This is a genomic window from Aggregatibacter sp. 2125159857 (assembly GCF_017798005.1).
In the GTDB taxonomy this organism is placed as follows: domain Bacteria; phylum Pseudomonadota; class Gammaproteobacteria; order Enterobacterales; family Pasteurellaceae; genus Aggregatibacter.
The window spans coordinates 834,872-852,048 of sequence record NZ_CP072548.1; the positions used below are offsets into that span (position 1 = coordinate 834,872).

15 protein-coding genes and 1 other RNA gene are annotated in these 17,177 nt (G+C 45.3%); 8 read left to right on the plus strand and 8 right to left on the minus strand.

Annotated elements, in window-relative coordinates; genetic code table 11:
• The first annotated feature begins 226 nt into the window (after positions 1-226).
• Positions 227-1,615: a chloride channel protein gene (locus J5X96_RS04270; protein ID WP_209364502.1), complete on the plus strand. Its 1,389-nt coding sequence runs from the start codon at positions 227-229 to the stop codon at positions 1,613-1,615.
• A 2-nt stretch (positions 1,616-1,617) separates the two neighbouring features.
• Positions 1,618-2,601, plus strand: a complete 984-nt coding sequence (gene dusA / locus J5X96_RS04275; RefSeq protein ID WP_209364503.1) for a tRNA dihydrouridine(20/20a) synthase DusA — start codon at positions 1,618-1,620, stop codon at positions 2,599-2,601.
• A 67-nt stretch (positions 2,602-2,668) separates the two neighbouring features.
• Here dusA and J5X96_RS04280 read toward each other — a convergent pair whose 3' ends face one another.
• Positions 2,669-2,899 (minus strand): zinc ribbon domain-containing protein, encoded by a 231-nt coding sequence (locus J5X96_RS04280; protein ID WP_209364764.1) that lies wholly within the window; start codon positions 2,897-2,899, stop codon positions 2,669-2,671.
• Positions 2,900-3,103: 204 nt separating this feature from the next.
• Between J5X96_RS04280 and mfd the strand changes: the two genes are divergently transcribed.
• Positions 3,104-6,547, plus strand: coding sequence for a transcription-repair coupling factor (mfd, locus tag J5X96_RS04285; protein ID WP_209364504.1), 3,444 nt, complete (start codon positions 3,104-3,106; stop codon positions 6,545-6,547).
• A 30-nt stretch (positions 6,548-6,577) separates the two neighbouring features.
• Here the strand turns inward: mfd and J5X96_RS04290 are convergent, their stop codons facing one another.
• From J5X96_RS04290 to J5X96_RS04305, 4 genes are read right to left on the minus strand one after another with little or no spacing between them, the layout of a single operon-like run.
• Entirely contained in the window at positions 6,578-7,633 is a 1,056-nt protein-coding gene (locus tag J5X96_RS04290) for an AI-2E family transporter (RefSeq protein WP_209364505.1), read from the minus strand.
• 2 nt (positions 7,634-7,635) lie between these two features.
• Complete coding sequence (gene glnB / locus J5X96_RS04295; RefSeq protein ID WP_021616566.1) at positions 7,636-7,974, minus strand: nitrogen regulatory protein P-II; 339 nt, start codon at positions 7,972-7,974, stop codon at positions 7,636-7,638.
• 9 nt (positions 7,975-7,983) lie between these two features.
• On the minus strand, positions 7,984-9,300 hold the full coding sequence (gene pepP / locus J5X96_RS04300) for a Xaa-Pro aminopeptidase (protein WP_209364506.1): 1,317 nt from the start codon (positions 9,298-9,300) through the stop codon (positions 7,984-7,986).
• A gap of 12 nt (positions 9,301-9,312) precedes the next feature.
• Entirely contained in the window at positions 9,313-9,861 is a 549-nt protein-coding gene (locus tag J5X96_RS04305) for a YecA family protein (RefSeq protein ID WP_209364507.1), read from the minus strand.
• A 130-nt stretch (positions 9,862-9,991) separates the two neighbouring features.
• Between J5X96_RS04305 and J5X96_RS04310 the strand changes: the two genes are divergently transcribed.
• From J5X96_RS04310 to J5X96_RS04320, 3 genes are all read left to right on the plus strand, one after another.
• Positions 9,992-10,300, plus strand: a complete 309-nt coding sequence (locus tag J5X96_RS04310; RefSeq protein ID WP_021616569.1) for a cell division protein ZapA — start codon at positions 9,992-9,994, stop codon at positions 10,298-10,300.
• A gap of 89 nt (positions 10,301-10,389) precedes the next feature.
• Positions 10,390-10,573: non-coding RNA, 6S RNA (gene ssrS, locus J5X96_RS04315), on the plus strand.
• 15 nt (positions 10,574-10,588) lie between these two features.
• Complete coding sequence (locus J5X96_RS04320; protein WP_209364508.1) at positions 10,589-11,182, plus strand: 5-formyltetrahydrofolate cyclo-ligase; 594 nt, start codon at positions 10,589-10,591, stop codon at positions 11,180-11,182.
• Between the two features lie 34 nt (positions 11,183-11,216).
• Here the strand turns inward: J5X96_RS04320 and J5X96_RS04325 are convergent, their stop codons facing one another.
• Complete coding sequence (locus J5X96_RS04325; RefSeq protein WP_209364509.1) at positions 11,217-12,005, minus strand: outer membrane protein assembly factor BamD; 789 nt, start codon at positions 12,003-12,005, stop codon at positions 11,217-11,219.
• Positions 12,006-12,111: 106 nt separating this feature from the next.
• Between J5X96_RS04325 and rluD the strand changes: the two genes are divergently transcribed.
• Positions 12,112-13,086 carry a 23S rRNA pseudouridine(1911/1915/1917) synthase RluD gene (gene rluD / locus J5X96_RS04330; RefSeq protein ID WP_209364510.1) on the plus strand — a complete coding sequence of 325 codons (975 nt, stop codon included), beginning with the start codon at positions 12,112-12,114 and terminating at the stop codon, positions 13,084-13,086.
• A gap of 1 nt (position 13,087) precedes the next feature.
• Entirely contained in the window at positions 13,088-13,825 is a 738-nt protein-coding gene (gene pgeF / locus J5X96_RS04335; RefSeq protein WP_209364511.1) for a peptidoglycan editing factor PgeF, read from the plus strand.
• A gap of 77 nt (positions 13,826-13,902) precedes the next feature.
• Here pgeF and ftsN read toward each other — a convergent pair whose 3' ends face one another.
• Positions 13,903-14,784 (minus strand): cell division protein FtsN, encoded by an 882-nt coding sequence (gene ftsN / locus J5X96_RS04340; RefSeq protein ID WP_209364512.1) that lies wholly within the window; start codon positions 14,782-14,784, stop codon positions 13,903-13,905.
• Positions 14,785-14,887: 103 nt separating this feature from the next.
• Entirely contained in the window at positions 14,888-17,086 is a 2,199-nt protein-coding gene (gene priA / locus J5X96_RS04345; RefSeq protein ID WP_209364513.1) for a primosomal protein N', read from the minus strand.
• Positions 17,087-17,177: the final 91 nt, after the last annotated feature.

Genomic DNA, 17,177 nt, shown 5'->3' on the forward strand with positions numbered 1-17,177 from the left:
CCGAATAGCCAAGCTATTCACAAACTATTTATTCGACATACAACCTACTCCTTGCGAACGTCTTCATTTTAAAAGAAAGGCAAGTGAATATCGTGTCGAATTTCGGCTCCTAATGTAAAGATTTTGAACAAATTTCTAACAAAGGGCTTTTTATTGGTATAAAATTCGAACAAAAAATTTTCTATGTGAAAAAATTTTAACCTCATCACCCAACATTAACCTCATCATGAACACTGTGCTTCTTTTTTTACGTCATAACGCCATTAAAGTGCGGTATGTTTTACACAAGAAATTACGTCAAACCTATCGAATCTCCCATAAAAGCGTTGAGTTTACCTGTTTACTGATCGGCGCCAGCTTGGTCTCGCTGTTTTCCCTTGGCTTTGCCAAACTTGCGGATTTGGGCTTGGAATGGAACGCCCAATGGACACAGCAACATCCGATTGCCGTTTGGTTTATCTTGCCCGGCGGTTTGGCGCTCTTAACCTGGTTCGTCGCCAAATACACACCTTATGTCGGTGGCAGTGGCATTCCGCAAGTCATTGCCTCCCTTAGCCTGCCTCATCAAGCCAATAAAAACCGTTTAGTCGCCTTTGGACAGACTCTATGGAAAATTCCACTCACGTTTTTAGCGATGCTTATCGGCGCCTCCGTTGGACGGGAAGGGCCGTCCGTACAAGTCGGTGCAGCCGTGATGTTATGGTGGGGCAACTTGTGCCGAAAATATGGCGTGGCATTTACCGGATTGAGTGCGAATGAACTGATGGCAACCGGGGCAGCCGGTGGTCTCGCCGCCGCATTTAATGCGCCTTTAGCCGGCGTTATTTTTGCTATCGAAGAATTAGGACGTGGCGTGTTATTGCGTTGGGAACGACGCGTATTGTTAGGCGTACTCGCCGCTGGTTTTATTTTAGTGGCGATTGAAGGTAACAACCCCTATTTCCCCACATATCGTGGCGTAACCGATATGCCTTATTTATGTTTATGGGTTTTAGTTTGTGGTGCTGTGAGTGGTATCAGTGGGGGAATTTTCGGCCGTTTGTTAATCAAAGGCGCAGCCGGAACCTTACCTTTCTGTCGTCATTGGATACGCAAGCACCCTATTTTCACCGCCATTATTTTAGGCCTAATTTTGACCGCACTTGGGGTTTACACCAATGGACAAACTTACGGCACCGGCTACCAAGTTGTCACCCAAGCACTCGATGGACAAGCGGTACAAAGCGACATTGGCATCATGAAATTGTTCGCCACAGTAGGCACATATTGGACAGGCATTGCCGGCGGTATTTTCACCCCATCGCTTACCATCGGCGCAGGACTCGGTGTACAAGTTGCCGCCTTTACTGACGGTTCAGTCGACCAGCGCTTGCTGGTGTTGTTATGTATGGCGGCATTTCTTGCGGGTGCGACCCAATCGCCGGTCACCGCCAGCATTATTGTCATGGAAATGACCGGCTGCCAACCTGTATTAATTTGGCTATTGATTTGCTGCCTGATTTCCTCCATTATTTCACGCCAATTTAATCCGAAGCCGTTTTACCACATGGCGGCAGGGCGTTTCCGCCAACGGATCAAAGAAGAAATGCCAAAAGATAGGAAGGAAAACCCATAAAAATGTCCCAACATCAACCGCACTTTTACCGTGGCCGCTTCGCCGTTGCCCCGATGCTGGATTGGACAACGCGCCATTGCCGTTATTTCCACCGCCAATTTTCTCGTCACGCCTTGCTTTATACGGAAATGGTGACCACACAAGCCATTATTCATGCCAAATATGATCATCTTGATTTTGATGTGGCAGAAAACCCGGTGGCGTTACAACTGGGCGGTAGCGATCCGAAACAACTTCAACATTGCGCTCAATTAGCGCAACAACGCGGCTACCAAGAAATCAATCTGAATGTGGGGTGTCCATCTGATCGTGTACAAAACGGTATGTTCGGTGCGTGTTTAATGGCAAACGCGGAACTGGTTGCAGAGTGCGTGCAACAAATGCAAAGTGCGGTGCACATTCCCGTCACCGTAAAAACCCGCATCGGCATTGATGATTTTGACAGCTATGATTTTCTCTGTGATTTTGTCCAAAAAGTGCACCACGCGGGCTGTCAGGAATTTATTGTGCATGCCCGTAAAGCGTGGTTATCCGGTTTAAGCCCGAAACAAAATCGTGAAATTCCGCCGCTAAATTACGAACGTGTGTATCAACTAAAACAGGATTTTCCCCATTTGCTCATCAGCATCAACGGTGGCATTAAAACCACTGAAGAAATGCAACAGCACTTGAAGTATGTGGATGGTGTCATGGTGGGGCGCGAAGCCTATCAAAATCCCGCATTGCTCGGTCATATCGATCACACATTGTTTGACGCAAATGCCCCGATTATCACCCCACGCCAAGCGGTGGAAAACATGTTTCCATACATCGAACAGCAACTCAGCCAAGGCGTCTATCTGAATCATATTGTGCGCCACATGCTTGGCGCTTTCCAAAACTGCAAAGGCGCACGCCAATGGCGTCGTTATTTAAGCGAAAATGCCTACAAAGCCGGCGCCGGCATTGACGTGGTAGAAACCGCATTAGGGTTTGTGGAAGAATAAAAGTTAGGTGGGTTTGGGAAATGTTTTTCAACCCCACCGCACTTTAAGCATAAAGCAGGTTGCCATGTTAATTCACCCAATAAGCCGCCACACCAATCACCAACGCAAAAATGAGCAACCAAATCAACTGCAATCGCGCACTTTTACGGTTTACTTCTTGATTGTGCAAACGGCGTTTTTCCAACATGGCTTTATAGCGTTCCAAATCTTCTGCTTGAAAAGAAAAGCCACAATTCGGGCAATGTGTTGCTCTTTCACTGATTTTTTTACGACATTCGGGGCATCGTTGTAACATAATTCACCTTTAATACATCTGTTTTTTGTAATGTAACGATAATGGTAAAAAACACAAGAGGGATGAATGACCTCTTTTCAATGCGGTATGAACAAATTACGCCAACATCAATCTTATTATTACTGTTTTTTTATACAGACTTTTATTGGAAATCCCCCCTGTTTGAGCTAAACTAGCGACAATTTTTTTTTAATATATTGTCGTTTTATGCAAACTCCATTTTTTCACATCGAAATTCCAACCCAAGCACAAGATCATAAAATTTTAGCTAATATTCTGCCCGGCGCGGATAGCCTTGCCGTGAGTGAAATTGCGGCGCAGTTTAACGGGCTAACCGTCGTGGTGACGAATGACACCCGAAGTGCGGTGCGTTTAGAAAAAGAATTAGCACAACTGAGCCCACTTAATGTCACCTTTTTCCCCGATTGGGAAACCTTGCCTTACGACAGTTTTTCGCCTCATCAAGATATTATTTCTGCCCGCTTGAGTGCTTTATTTCATTTACAGCAACGCAAGCAAGGCATTTTTATTTTGCCGATTGCCACGTTAATGCAACGGGTTTGCCCGCCCTCTTATTTACAACATCGGGTGTTACTGATTAATAAAGGCGACCGTTTTGTCATTGAAACGCTTCGTTTGCAATTGGAAAAATCAGGTTATCGCGCGGTGGAGCAAGTGTTGGAACATGGGGAGTATGCCGTGCGTGGTGCCTTGTTGGATCTTTTCCCGATGGGAAGTGCGGTGCCTTTTCGCTTAGATTTTTTTGATGATGAAATTGATTCCATTCGCACTTTTGATGTGGACACTCAACGCACGTTGCAGGAAATCGATCAAATCAATTTATTGCCGGCGCACGAATTTCCAACAGATAACCAAGGTATTGAATTTTTCCGTAGCCAATTCCGCGCGGCGTTTGGTGAAATTCGACGGGATCCGGAACATATTTATCAACAAATCAGCAAAGGCACGTTGGCGGCAGGGATTGAATATTGGCAGCCTTTATTCTTTGAAGAAATGGCGACCTTATTTGATTATTTCCCGGCGAATACGCTGTTTATTATCGGCGAGCAAAATCAAACACAGGGTGAGCGTTTTTATGCGGATGCGGAACAACGTTTTGAGAGCCGCCGTGTCGATCCGATGCGTCCGTTATTGTCGCCCGATAAACTTTGGCAGCGTATTGATGAGGTCAATCGTCAGTTAAAAAATTACCCTGCCATTGCATTTAAAACGGAAAAAGTGCGGTCGTCCGCGCGGCAGAAAAATTTGGCGATTACGCCCTTACCGCCAGTGACCATTCAATCGCAACAAAAAGAACCGTTACATCAGTTACGCCAATTTGTTGAGCATTTTAGAGGCAATATTTTATTTATCGTGGAAACGGAAGGGCGCCGTGAAACCTTGTTAAGCCTGCTTGCTCCGCTAAAACTGAAACCAAAACAAATTCATACTTTGGCGCAAGCGACAGAAGAAAAATTGGCTTTAATGGTTAGTCCGTTGGAGCATGGTTTTATTATTGAACAGGATGTGCCCCTTGCCATTATTTGTGAATCGGAATTGCTTGGCGAACGCGTGCAACAACGGCAGCGGGATAAATCCCGCACGGTGAACCCTGATACCTTGATTCGCAACCTTGCCGAATTGCAAATCGGTCAGCCGGTCGTGCATTTGGATCATGGCGTGGGGCGTTACGGCGGTTTAGTGAGTTTAGAAAACGGCGGCATTAAAGCGGAATATTTATTGCTCAATTATGCCAACGACTCGAAATTGTATGTGCCGGTGGCATCGTTACATTTAATCAGCCGTTATGTAGGCGGTTCCGATGAAACCGCGCCGTTGCACAAGTTAGGCTCTGAAGCCTGGGGCAAAGCGCGCAGCAAAGCGGCGGAGAAAATTCGTGATGTGGCCGCGGAGTTATTGGATGTGTATGCGCAACGTGAAGCGCAAAAAGGCTTTGCGTTCCGATATGATCGAGAGGAATTCCAACAATTCACCGCCACGTTTCCGTTTGAAGAAACTCATGATCAACTCATGGCAATTAATGCCGTGATTTCCGACATGACTCAACCGAAAGCCATGGATCGCCTTGTGTGTGGCGATGTGGGTTTTGGTAAAACGGAAGTGGCGATGCGTGCTGCCTTTTTAGCGGTGATGAACCACAAACAGGTTGCCGTGTTGGTGCCGACCACGTTGTTGGCGCAACAACATTTCGATAATTTCAAAGACCGCTTTGCTAACTTGCCGGTGAACGTGGAAATGTTGTCCCGCTTTAAAACGGCGAAAGAGCAGAAACAGGTGATTCAAGATTTAGCCGAAGGCAAAGTGGATATTCTGATTGGCACCCATAAAATCATTCAAGGCGACGTACAATTCCATGATCTGGGTTTGTTGATTATTGACGAAGAACACCGTTTTGGCGTGCGTCAAAAAGAAAAAATGAAACAGCTGCGCGCGAACATTGATATTCTTACTCTGACAGCAACGCCGATTCCACGTACCTTAAACATGGCGATGAATGGTATTCGCGATCTTTCCATTATTTCTACGCCACCGGCACGCCGTTTAACGATTAAAACCTTTGTGCGTCAAACGGATGAATTGGTGATTCGAGAAGCCATTTTGCGTGAAATTTTGCGTGGCGGGCAGGTGTATTATTTACATAACGACGTGGCGAGCATTGAAAATACGGCAGAAAAACTGACCGCACTTGTGCCTGAAGCGCGCGTGATTGTGGGGCACGGGCAAATGCGCGAACGTGAGCTGGAACGCGTGATGTCGGATTTTTATCATCAACGTTATAACGTGCTGGTGTGTTCTACGATTATTGAAACCGGGATTGATGTGCCGACGGCCAATACCATTATTATCGAGCGTGCTGACAATTTCGGTTTGGCACAGTTGCATCAGTTGCGCGGACGGGTTGGGCGTTCTCACCATCAAGCCTATGCTTATTTGCTCACACCACCACCGAAACTAATGACGAAGGATGCGCAAAAACGCTTGGAAGCCCTGGAAAGCCTAGATAACCTTGGTGCCGGCTTTATTTTAGCCACCCACGATTTGGAAATTCGCGGTGCCGGGGAATTGCTAGGCAACGAGCAAAGCGGACAAATTGAAAGTATCGGCTTTTCGCTTTACATGGAATTGTTGGAGCGTGCGGTAAAAGCCTTAAAAGAAGGCCGTGAGCCGTCATTGGACGAACTGACGCAACAACAAACAGAAATTGATTTACGGATGCCGTCGCTATTACCGGAAGATTATTTGGGCGATGTAAATATGCGTTTGTCTTTCTATAAACGCATTGCCGGCGCGGAAAATACCGACGCGTTGGATGAATTAAAAGTGGAGCTTATCGACCGTTTCGGAACCTTGCCAGAAGCCACACGGAATCTGTTACAAATTGCCCAATTACGACTGGATTTAAAACCGCTCAATGTCATCCGCTTAGATGCCAATGCGCAAGGCGGATTCATCGAATTTGCGCCGAACGCCGAGTTAGACCCAATGATTTTTTTACAGTTAATACAACGCAATCCGGCGGTTTATCGTTTTGACGGCCCACATAAATTTCGCTTTACCAAAGATTTAACGGACTACAAAGTGCGGTTAGAATTTGTGGAGAATTTGGTTAAGGAAATTGTTACAAGATAAAAAAATAAAGTCGCGTCTGCGACTTTATTTTTAGCGTTTTGCTTGTTGAGAATGACCGTCACCAAGCAAGAGGGCATATTTCGCCGTTGAGGAACCGGCTTCTAAAGCGATTTTCAACGCCATGGTTAACGGCACGGAAAGCAACATCCCTACGGTGCCTAACAACCATCCCCAAAACAGCAAAGATAAAAACACCACCAAGGTGGAAAGCCCCAGTTTTTTCCCCATTAAGCGCGGCTCCAGCACACTGCCGATAACGACGTTGATGATGACAATCGCGACCAATACGCCCAAGCCGATAATGAACCCATTCAACAGCAAGGCTTGTACAATGATCGGGATTGCCGCGATGATAGAGCCGATATTGGGAATATAGTTGAGCAGAAAACTGAGCGTTGCCCATAAGATCGCATACTGCACGCCGGCGACTTCTAATAACGCCCAAACACAAATGGCGGTCAGCACGCTCATCATGGTTTTGACGGCGAGATAGCTCATGATGCCGTTTAAAATGCGATCTAAATAATGCTCTTGCTGCCCGATATCATTGGGATTATCGCTAAATGCGACAGCAAATTTATGCTTCGCCTGAGGGGCTTCCAACAACATGAAAATCACTACAAGTAATAAGACAAAAATATTGGTCACAACACCGGAAAAGCTTAAAAAGACACGTTGGACAAATTTCATGATGGCACTCGGATCGAAATTCTCCATAATGCTATTTTCCGAAATATCTAACGGGATTTTCCATTTTTGTGCGAGTGTTAAAACATCATTAACGCGTTCTGCTAATAATTGTCGATATTGCGGAATAGATTGGCTAAATTCTTGGATCGTGCTGTTAATAAGCCCGAAAAGAAAGAAAAAGATCACGAAAATCAACAATAATAACGTGGTAATCGCCAGCCAATAAGGCACTTTTCTTTTGGTCAAAAATGCTAGCAAAGGCGAGCAGATAATCGCAATAAACAATGCCAATAAAAACGGCACCACAATTTCTGAGGCGGCTTTAATACCGGCTAAAACAATGACAATTGATGCACTGGCAACCAGCGCTTTGACGAGAGAAGAATGCTGCGCCATGTTTAAATTGCATCCTCATTTTCTTCGCCTGTACGAATGCGGACAACCCGCTCGACTTCATAAACAAAGATTTTGCCGTCTCCGATTTTGCCTGTTTGTGCCGTCTCTATAATGGCATCTAAACAAGGCTCCAATAAGTCATCGGGCACCACAATTTCCATTTTGACTTTTGGCAGGAAGTCCACCATATATTCTGCGCCACGATAAAGTTCCGTATGCCCTTTTTGACGGCCAAAGCCACGCACTTCGGTTACCGTCATTCCGGTAATACCAAGATCGGACAAGGCTTCTCGCACATCATCTAATTTAAAGGGTTTAATAATTGCTTCAATTTTTTTCATTATTTTTCCTTAATTTTGTTTAAAACAGGCGTTGGCTTCTGCCATTACTTTTTCAATATCAGCAATTTCTTTCGGTGCCGCGGACGTCAGATTTTTGTTGCCGTATTCGGTAATCAACAAATTATCTTCAATCCGAATGCCAATGCCTTTGTATTGCTCCGGAATATCCGCGTCTTTAGATAAATACAACCCCGGTTCTACGGTCAGCACCATACCGGGTTCTAAAGTGCGGCCGCGATTTTCACCATATTCGCCCACATCATGAACATCCAAACCAAGCCAATGCCCTAGACCGTGCATATAAAATTCACGATAGGCTTTTTGTTCGATTAATGCATCTACATCGCCTTTCAGAATGCCTAAACGCACTAAACCTTCGGTTTTAATACGAATGACTTCTTCGTTCGCTTTCGCAATGGAACTGCCCGGCACCAACAATTCAATGGCGCGTTTTTGCGCTTGTAGGACAATCTCATAGATCGCTTTTTGCGCTTCGGTAAATTGACCATTCACCGGGAAAGTACGTGTAATATCGCCGGCATATAGGGCAAATTCGCAGCCTGCATCAATCAGCACTAAATCGCCGTCCCGCAACGGCATATCATTTTCCGAATAATGCAAAATACAGGCGTTTTCACCACCGGCAACAATGCTGTTATAGGAAGGATAGCGCGCGCCGAAACGGTTAAATTCATGCAAAATCTCACTTTCCACTTCATATTCTAAACGGTTCGGGCGGGTTTGTTGCATGGCTTTAATGTGGGCAAGCGCGCTGATTTGCCCCGCTTGTTGCATGAGCGCAATTTCATTTTCCGATTTGAACAGGCGCATCTCACCAAGCATCGGCTTCCAATTAAAAACACTTAAAAATTCCACCGCACTTTGTTCCAGCAAGGCATCGCCCCAAGGCTGTTGCTTCGGTGCATAATAAAGTGCGGTCTGTTTTTGCGCTAAATTTTTAAATTGCGGTACAAACTCATCGATGGCATAAGCCGTATCCATCAACAAGGTTTGTGGCGCATTGTCCACGCCAAGACGGCGTCCGTTCCAAATTTCCAGTAATTTATCGGACGGGCGTACAAACATGATCGCCTGCTGTTCACCTTGCTGTTTACGCAATAACAATGCCGAATTAGGCTCATTAAAACCGGTTAAATACCAGAAATAGCTGTCCTGACGGAAAGGATAATTACAGCCGTCATTGCGGCGGCGTTCAATATCGGAAAAGACTAAAAACAGGGAATCTTCCTGCATTTGTTCAAAAATCTTGGCACGACGTTGAGCAAATTCTTCCATCGGTAACGCCGCCATGTATGCGAGATCCATATTGTATCCTTATTAATGTAACGTCGGTTGTTTGTCTTCTTGTTTGGTGAAATGGGTAAAAAACAAGGTGGCAATAGTGCGCACATATTCCACGATCTCTTCCACCGCTTGTGCCAGTTCCTCCGGATCATCGTCTTCTTCGTAACCTAACTGGCAAATATCGTGTAAATCGTCCACCGCTTCGCCAATGTCGCCTTTTTCTTTGTCTAAATGCGGTTGAGCCAAACCTAAACCGAGCAAAAAGTGGTTCGACCATTCTGCCAAACCGTCGGCATATTCAAAAATATTTTCCGTATCGGGCAAACAAAGCGCAAAGTTAAAGGCTTCATTATCGGCTAATTGGTGACGAATTTGTTGATAAATGTTGGTAATTTGCGTTAAAAGTGCGGTAGGGTAGGCGTGATTATCATTGGTAAATTGATAAAGTAATGGCTGCCAGCTCTGATCTTGAACGCCGCCGCAAATTAAGCCACTCAAAAAACCGTGTAATTCGGCGGCAGAAAGGGGAATAGAGGCGTGTTGGAGCTGTTGATTTAGGTGTTGATAAGAAATTGTGGTCATTGAAATTATCCTTGTTGAAATTGCGCTTAGTCTATCATTCTTCACCTTAGGTAACCAGTTTAGAAATTGGCAAGTTTTTTCGCCTGTGGCATAATGCGCACAGTTTTAATTAGCGAATTTGGGGCAAAAAATGTCATCTAAAAGTATTGAATTATCCGTATTGGGGCAGTTGTTACGCTTAAATTGTCCGGAAGAACAACATGACGCATTGCGCCATGCCGCCCGTGAATTAGATCAACGCGTGTCAGAAATGAAAGAACGCACCGGCATTTTGCAAGTGGAAAAAGTCCTTTCCATCGTTGCATTAAATTTAAGTTTCGAGCTGATGCAAGAGCAGCAGAAAACGCACTTAATTGAAGATGTCTTGAAAAATAAAATCTTACGACCGCTCGATCATTCACTGGATAATCTTTCTACGCAAAAATTCAATATGAACTAATTTTTTGCTCTGGTCACAATGTAAAATAGTGTAAGGATATGAATTATTGCTAGTCATAAAATGCAATTTCGAGTAGTATTATATCAAAGAATTTCCTGAGGTGTTCGCCAGTGGGTTATGTCCCTGAGCCGATACTTTTAATCTTATGAATTGGTTTCCTGTCATTGGTGTGCAGGCTTAGCTTGACTAAGAAGCCTAAAAATGATTTCAACTAATTCCCTTGAACCGTAGGGTTCAAGGACTGATCACCTACAACGGCACCTCGGGTTCCTTTCTGATACGACATTTATGCAAACACGCCTTTTAACCATTCAGCAACAACATCAACAATTTCGTCAGCAACTACGCCAACATATTCGAAAAGCGCGCCGGAATTTGACCGCACTTCAGCAACAACAAGCCGCTCAACGTATTACTCAACAAGCGCTTTCGTTCATTGAACAACATCAAGCACAGCACATTGCCTTATATCTTGCCGTAGATGGCGAAATTGCGACACAACCGCTTATTGAACAGTTATGGCAACAGGGCAAAAACGTGTATTTGCCGGTGCTCCATCCCTTTTGTCAAGGACATCTGCTATTTTTGCGTTATTTGCCTGATACGCCTATGAAAGCCAATAAATTTGGAATTTTTGAACCGCACTTAAACGTGCAAAATGTGATTCCGCTTGAGCAGTTAGACGTGATTTTTACGCCCTTGGTCGCGTTTGATAAGCAGGGCAATCGCCTTGGCATGGGGGGGGGATTTTACGATCGCACGTTGCAACATTGGCAACAGAAACATTTTATTCCGATTGGTTTAGCACACCAATGTCAGCAAGTGGATACCTTGCCTGTTGAAAGCTGGGATATGCCGTTGGAACGTATTTTGGTCGGGTAAAAAACAAAACCTCCGGTAATTCGGAGGTTTTTGTTTATTTTTGTGGCGCTTTCAATTCCGGCGCTTTTGGCTTTTCCGGTTCGGCAAATTTTTTGCCTTCGTTGGCAGCAATAATTTTCGCTGTTTGATCCGCTAATTGTTTTAAATTCATTCTTTCATAAGATTCTTTCATTAATGGCAGCGCCTCTAACGTGGCTTGAGTGTCCGGATACAACTTTAACATAGACACGACACGGTTGGCCGTTGCCACATAGGCATCGCGTTTAAAATAAAACTTCGCGATCGCTAACTCGTGGCGTGCAAGGCTCGCTTTAATATAGGCCATACGCGCTAAGGCATCTGGTGCATAAGGGCTATTCGGGAAATGTTGCACTAAATTTTGGAAGTTAGAAAACGCCGTTTTAATCGAGGTATTCTCACGCGTTGCGCGATCGACGCCAAAGAAATCTTGGAAGAAGTTATCTCCCAAAGCGGAATTGGCTAATCCTGCCATATATAAGGCGTAATCTAAATGATCGCTATGCGGAAAACGTTGAATAAAGCGATCAACGGTGACTAACATTTCGGTGTAATCCTGTGATTTATAGTAGGCATAAATCAAATTCAGTTGCACCTGTTCACTATAAGATCCACCCGGAAAACGATTGTCCACTGCCGTTAAATAACGGATTGCCTGACTATAATCCCCTTTTTGCAAATAGGTTTGCCCGGTACTGTATAATTCTTGCTCCGGTGCTTGCTCGACATCTTGCTTAGAACCGGAACACGCCGTAACCGCCAATGCAACAAAAGCCAAAAGTGCAAGGGATTTAAGTTTACGCATTAAATAGAATCCTTATTTTTACGAAAAATGAGAAATGAGTTACAATTGCCCGATATTGTATAGAACATTGCTAAATAAGCAAACTTGATTAACGGATTTTTTATTTATGGCACAAATTACTCTCTCGGCCACCGTGCAACCGCAACAAATGGGACAGCGCTTAGACCAAACCTTGGCGGAATTGTTCCCCGACTATTCCCGTTCCCGCTTAAAAACATGGATTGAAGAGGATTTGGTGCTGGTCAATGGTGTCGTGCAAAATGTGCCGCGTACCAAAGTTTACGGCGATGAACACATTGAAATTACCGTAGAAATTGAAGATGAAACCCGTTTTGAGCCGGAAGCTATTCCGTTAAATATCGTTTATGAAGACGAGGACATTCTCGTTATCAACAAACCCAAAGATCTGGTGGTTCACCCCGGTGCAGGCAATCCGAAAGGCACCGTTCTCAATGCGCTACTTTACCATTACCCACAAATTGCCGAAGTGCCACGTGCAGGCATTGTACACCGTTTAGATAAAGACACCACAGGCTTGATGGTCGTTGCCAAAACCATTCCTGCGCAAACCCAGTTGGTGCGTGATTTGCAAAAACGCAAAATCACCCGCGAATATGAAGCTGTTGCCTGTGGCATCATGACCAAAGGCGGCACCGTGGATGAGCCCATGGCACGTCATCCTACCAAACGCACCCACATGTCCGTGCATCCGATGGGGAAACCCGCCGTTACCCACTATCGCATAATGGAACGTTTCCGCGATTACACGCGCTTGCGTTTGCGTTTAGAAACTGGCCGCACCCACCAAATCCGTGTGCACATGGCACATATCGCCCACCCGTTATTAGGCGATCAAACCTATGGTGGTCGTCCGCGTCCCCCAAAAAATGCCAGCGAAGAACTCATGGAGGTACTACGCAATTTTAAGCGTCAGGCACTACATGCTGTGATGTTACGTTTACAACACCCGATTAGCGGCGAAATGATGGAATGGTACGCACCGTTGCCGGACGATTTTGTGGAATTAGTGACTGCTTTAAAAGCGGATTATGTTCTCCACAAAGACGAATTGGATTATTAATATGCAATCCATTAAACCGAACTGGAAAGCCCCTCAAAACGTGAAGGCGTTCACCACGCTTCGCCATGGCGGTGTGAGCCTTGCGCCTTATGAAAGTTTTAATTTGGGTGATCATGTAGGGGACGATAAAAACGCCGTGAAAATCAACCGCACTTTATTGGTAGAAAAATTCCATTTGCCACAAATGCCGTTGTTCTTAAACCAAACTCATAGCACGCGCGTATTAACCCTGCCTTATGACGGAGACGATATTAATGCCGATGCGGTTTATACCAACCAACCGAATCAAGTGTGTTTGGTGATGACTGCCGATTGTTTGCCCGTGTTATTTACCAATAAACAGGGCTCGGAAGTGGCCGCTGCCCATGCCGGTTGGCGTGGATTATGCGATGGTGTATTAGAACAAACTGTCGCCAAATTTCACTGTCCGCATGAAGACATCTTAGCGTGGTTCGGACCGGCTATTGGCCCAACGGCTTTCCAAGTAGGTCAAGAAGTTATCGATCAATTTGTTGCCCAAGATCCCCAAGCTAGATCTGCCTTCATCGCTGATCCGAAAGCGAGAGACAAATTCCTCGGCAACCTTTACCAAATTGCTACGCAACGCCTCAACGCCCTTGGTATTACCCAAATCAGCGGCGGCGAACACTGTACTTATCTTGAAGCAGACAAATTCTTTTCTTATCGCCGAGATCATGTTACGGGAAGAATGGCATCGGTTGTGTTGATGAACGGATAATTTAATTTCTCATCCGTGTTATGAAAAAAGTGCGGTTAAAAAATAACCGCACTTTTTTATTGCATTTTTATCGTTGATTACATTCCAATCACCACGCAGCTAATCACGCTTTGTGCTTTTTCCTGCATTTTAACGGCCGCATTTCGATCACCAGCAGGGCCGACAACAACACGATTCCAATCCGCACTTTCATTGACTCTTGCATTTAATCCGAGTGCGTTTAATTTAACCTGTAATGCATCAGCCTGCGCTTTATTTTTAAATGCGCCACATTGTAACCCGTAGCGGCGCTCACCCGTGCTAGCTGTTTGTGGTGATGCCGGTTTTGCCGTTTGTTGTTGTGGCTGAGGTTGTGACGGCGATTGCGGTTGTGGCACCGGCTCAGTTTTTTTCGGTGGCTCGGTTTTCACGACTGGTTCCGCTTTTTTCTCTTCTTTTGGCGGCGTTACTTTTTTCGCCTCTTTCGCTTCTACCACTTGCTGTTTGGCTTGCGGTTGCACCGGAGGTTGTGTCGTTTGTGCCGGGGCTTGAACCGGTGCTTGCGCTGTTTGTGGTGCGGTTGCAGCTTGAGCCTCAGCTGCTTTGCTGCGCGCCAGTTCCGCTTGTTTTTGTTCTTCTTCCATCGCTGCTAAAATCTTACGTTGTTCTTCCGTTAAACGCATATTTTTATCCAACGATTTCGGATTATTATCAATTGGCACGGTGCGGGTTTCTAGCGCTTGAATATAGCTCCACACTTCTTCTGGACGATTCGGCAAGACACTTTTCGGCTGTGTTTTTTCCACTGTAGTGGCAGACTCAGCCACAGGCTCCGGCGCTTTTTCTTTTAATAAATAAAGCCCAAGTCCAAAAGCAACAACCACCATGGCGGCAATCATTAATAGCAAGGATTTGTTATTTTTATTTTGTTTCTTCTTTTTCTTCATGCTGCTGCGCGCAGCGTAATCACGTTGAGCCACAATAAAACCTGTTCAATTTAAAAAGATAATCATTAAAGGGATGAAATAAAAATTCGCATAATTCTACTGAAAAATTGCCTTATTGACTACCACAAAGCCGAAACTAGCTTAAATCCAATGGATCCACATCTAAAATCCACCGCACTTTTGTTGCTTGATCGGCCTGATCTCGTTCAAACGCCGTCAAGACCTGATGCAAGGTGGCACGCGAAGGATGTTGCAACAATAACTGCCAACGATATTGCCCTGCTTTTTTGCTGAATGGCGCCGGCATCGGTCCGAGGATTTGTAATTCCGGTGCAATATTTCGTTTCACCTGCTGCAAATATGCCGCAAACTGCGCCAACAAATGCTCTGCGTCTTCACTATGGCGACTTTGCGCTTTGAACAACGCTTGTGAACTAAAAGGTGGCAATCCCATGGCTTTACGCAAGGCGAGGGCATTGTGGGCAAATTGGTTGTAGCCTTGTTGCAACAGGCTTTGTAACAAAGGGTGTTCCGGATAATGGGTTTGTAAAAGCACTTCGCCTTGTTGCGCACCGCGCCCAGCACGGCCTGCCACCTGCATATAAAGTTGGGCTAGCCGCTCTTCCGCACGGAAATCCAATGAAAACAACGCACTATCCACATTGACTAACGCCACCAAAGTAACATTAGGAAAGTGGTGCCCTTTCGCCAACATTTGGGTGCCGATAAGAATTTGGCTTTTGCCCTGTTGAATATCCGCTAAATAACCTTCCAATTTGCCTTTGCGCGCCGTCGTATCTCGGTCAATACGGGCAATGCCGTAATTGGGGAAAACCGTTTTTAAGGCATCTTCTAGCTGTTCCGTGCCTAATCCCGTGGTGATTAATTGAGTAGAACCGCAATTACCGCATTGGCGCGGAATCGGTTTTTGTGCACTGCAATGATGACAACGCAAGACATTGTGTTGTTGGTGATAGGTATAAGGTTTATCACAATGGCGACATTCCGCCATCCAGCCGCATTCATGGCACAACAACACCGGTGCAAAACCGCGTCGATTCAGAAATAACAACACCTGATTGCCTTTTTCTAAATGCGCCTGCATGCGTTTTAACAGGATTTCTGATAAACCGTTGCGCATTGACTGATGTTTTAAATCAATAACCCGCTGTTGAAGTGCGGTGGACTGATTGGCTTTTTCTGATAGGCATAACCGCTGATATTTTCCCTGCTGCACGTTATTCAAACTTTCTAAACAAGGAGTTGCCGACCCCATTAAAACGGGAATATTCAGTTGTTTTGCATACATCACCGCCAAATCGCGGGCATGATAACGCCAACCGTCTTGCTGCTTAAAAGACGCGTCATGTTCTTCATCGATAATAATCGCGCCTAAATCGGCAAATTGCGTAAACAATGCTGATCGCGTGCCAATAATGACCGCACTTTGCCCGCTGCGTGCACGTTGCCACACGTGTAATCGTTGCGTGTCATTTAAATTAGAATGCAACACATCAATCACCACGTTAAAACGGGCTTGGAAACGACTTACCGTTTGTGGTGTCAGCCCAATTTCCGGTACCAAGACCAACACTTGTTTGCCTTGATTTAAAATCTCTTCAATAAATTGCAGATAGATTTCTGTTTTGCCTGAACCCGTCACGCCGTCCAACAACCATGCCGTAAATCCTTGAGTAAATTTCAATTGACTGAATACCAATGCTTGTTGCTTGTTGAGCGTTAATCGATCAGCTTTATTGACGATAGGTTTATCAACTAATTGCTGTTGCCAGGTTTGAATTTCCGGTTCTTGAGCGATTTCGGTAATGTATTCTTTGGCTTTCAACGCCGACCAAATGCCACTGCCAAAGGGATTGTTGCCTTTTTCCAGCCCATCCTTTGCCGCCTGCAATGCTTCAAGCTGTTTTTTCGAACGTTTTAGCAAACTTTGCGCCAACGCTTGCTCGCCAAGTGCGGTCGGTGTCCAAAAAACTTTTTGTTTTTCCACCGCACTTTCCCCTTGGCGCAGCTTCACCGGCAAGGCTTGCGACAACACTTCTCCCAATGGGGCATGATAATAATTTGTCGCCCAATTTAAGAACTGCCAACTTTCCGGTGAAAACAGTGAAGTATCATCAAGACAGGCTAGCACAGGCTTCAACTGTTCTTCAGGCACGTCGGTCTGTTCCACCACGTCAACGACAACGCCAACCCGCTTCTGCGTCCCAAAGGGCACAAGCACCCGCGCCCCAACGACAATCTTCATTGACGCAGGGAGGACATAGTCAAAATAGCGATGTAACGGCACCGGAAGTGCGATTCGGGCAAATGGCATGAATGGAAATTAAGTGAAATAAAATGGGCTCGGAATATAGCATTTTGGGGGATTGTTGTCTATTTAGGGGCGGATGGGTTGAATGTCATTT

Bases quoted from the DNA above. Each gene is read 5' to 3' on its own strand.
- J5X96_RS04325 (WP_209364509.1), bottom strand. From the start codon at position 12,005: ATGCGTAAACTTAAATCCCTTGCACTTTTGGCTTTTGTTGCATTGGCG.
- J5X96_RS04320 (WP_209364508.1), top strand. From the start codon at position 10,589: ATGCAAACACGCCTTTTAACCATTCAGCAACAACATCAACAATTTCGT.
- J5X96_RS04290 (WP_209364505.1), bottom strand. From the start codon at position 7,633: ATGGCGCAGCATTCTTCTCTCGTCAAAGCGCTGGTTGCCAGTGCATCA.
- rluD (WP_209364510.1), top strand. From the start codon at position 12,112: ATGGCACAAATTACTCTCTCGGCCACCGTGCAACCGCAACAAATGGGA.
- J5X96_RS04305 (WP_209364507.1), bottom strand. From the start codon at position 9,861: ATGACCACAATTTCTTATCAACACCTAAATCAACAGCTCCAACACGCC.
- glnB (WP_021616566.1), bottom strand. From the start codon at position 7,974: ATGAAAAAAATTGAAGCAATTATTAAACCCTTTAAATTAGATGATGTG.
- mfd (WP_209364504.1), top strand. From the start codon at position 3,104: ATGCAAACTCCATTTTTTCACATCGAAATTCCAACCCAAGCACAAGAT.
- dusA (WP_209364503.1), top strand. From the start codon at position 1,618: ATGTCCCAACATCAACCGCACTTTTACCGTGGCCGCTTCGCCGTTGCC.
- J5X96_RS04270 (WP_209364502.1), top strand. From the start codon at position 227: ATGAACACTGTGCTTCTTTTTTTACGTCATAACGCCATTAAAGTGCGG.
- pgeF (WP_209364511.1), top strand. From the start codon at position 13,088: ATGCAATCCATTAAACCGAACTGGAAAGCCCCTCAAAACGTGAAGGCG.
- J5X96_RS04310 (WP_021616569.1), top strand. From the start codon at position 9,992: ATGTCATCTAAAAGTATTGAATTATCCGTATTGGGGCAGTTGTTACGC.
- pepP (WP_209364506.1), bottom strand. From the start codon at position 9,300: ATGGATCTCGCATACATGGCGGCGTTACCGATGGAAGAATTTGCTCAA.
- priA (WP_209364513.1), bottom strand. From the start codon at position 17,086: ATGCCATTTGCCCGAATCGCACTTCCGGTGCCGTTACATCGCTATTTT.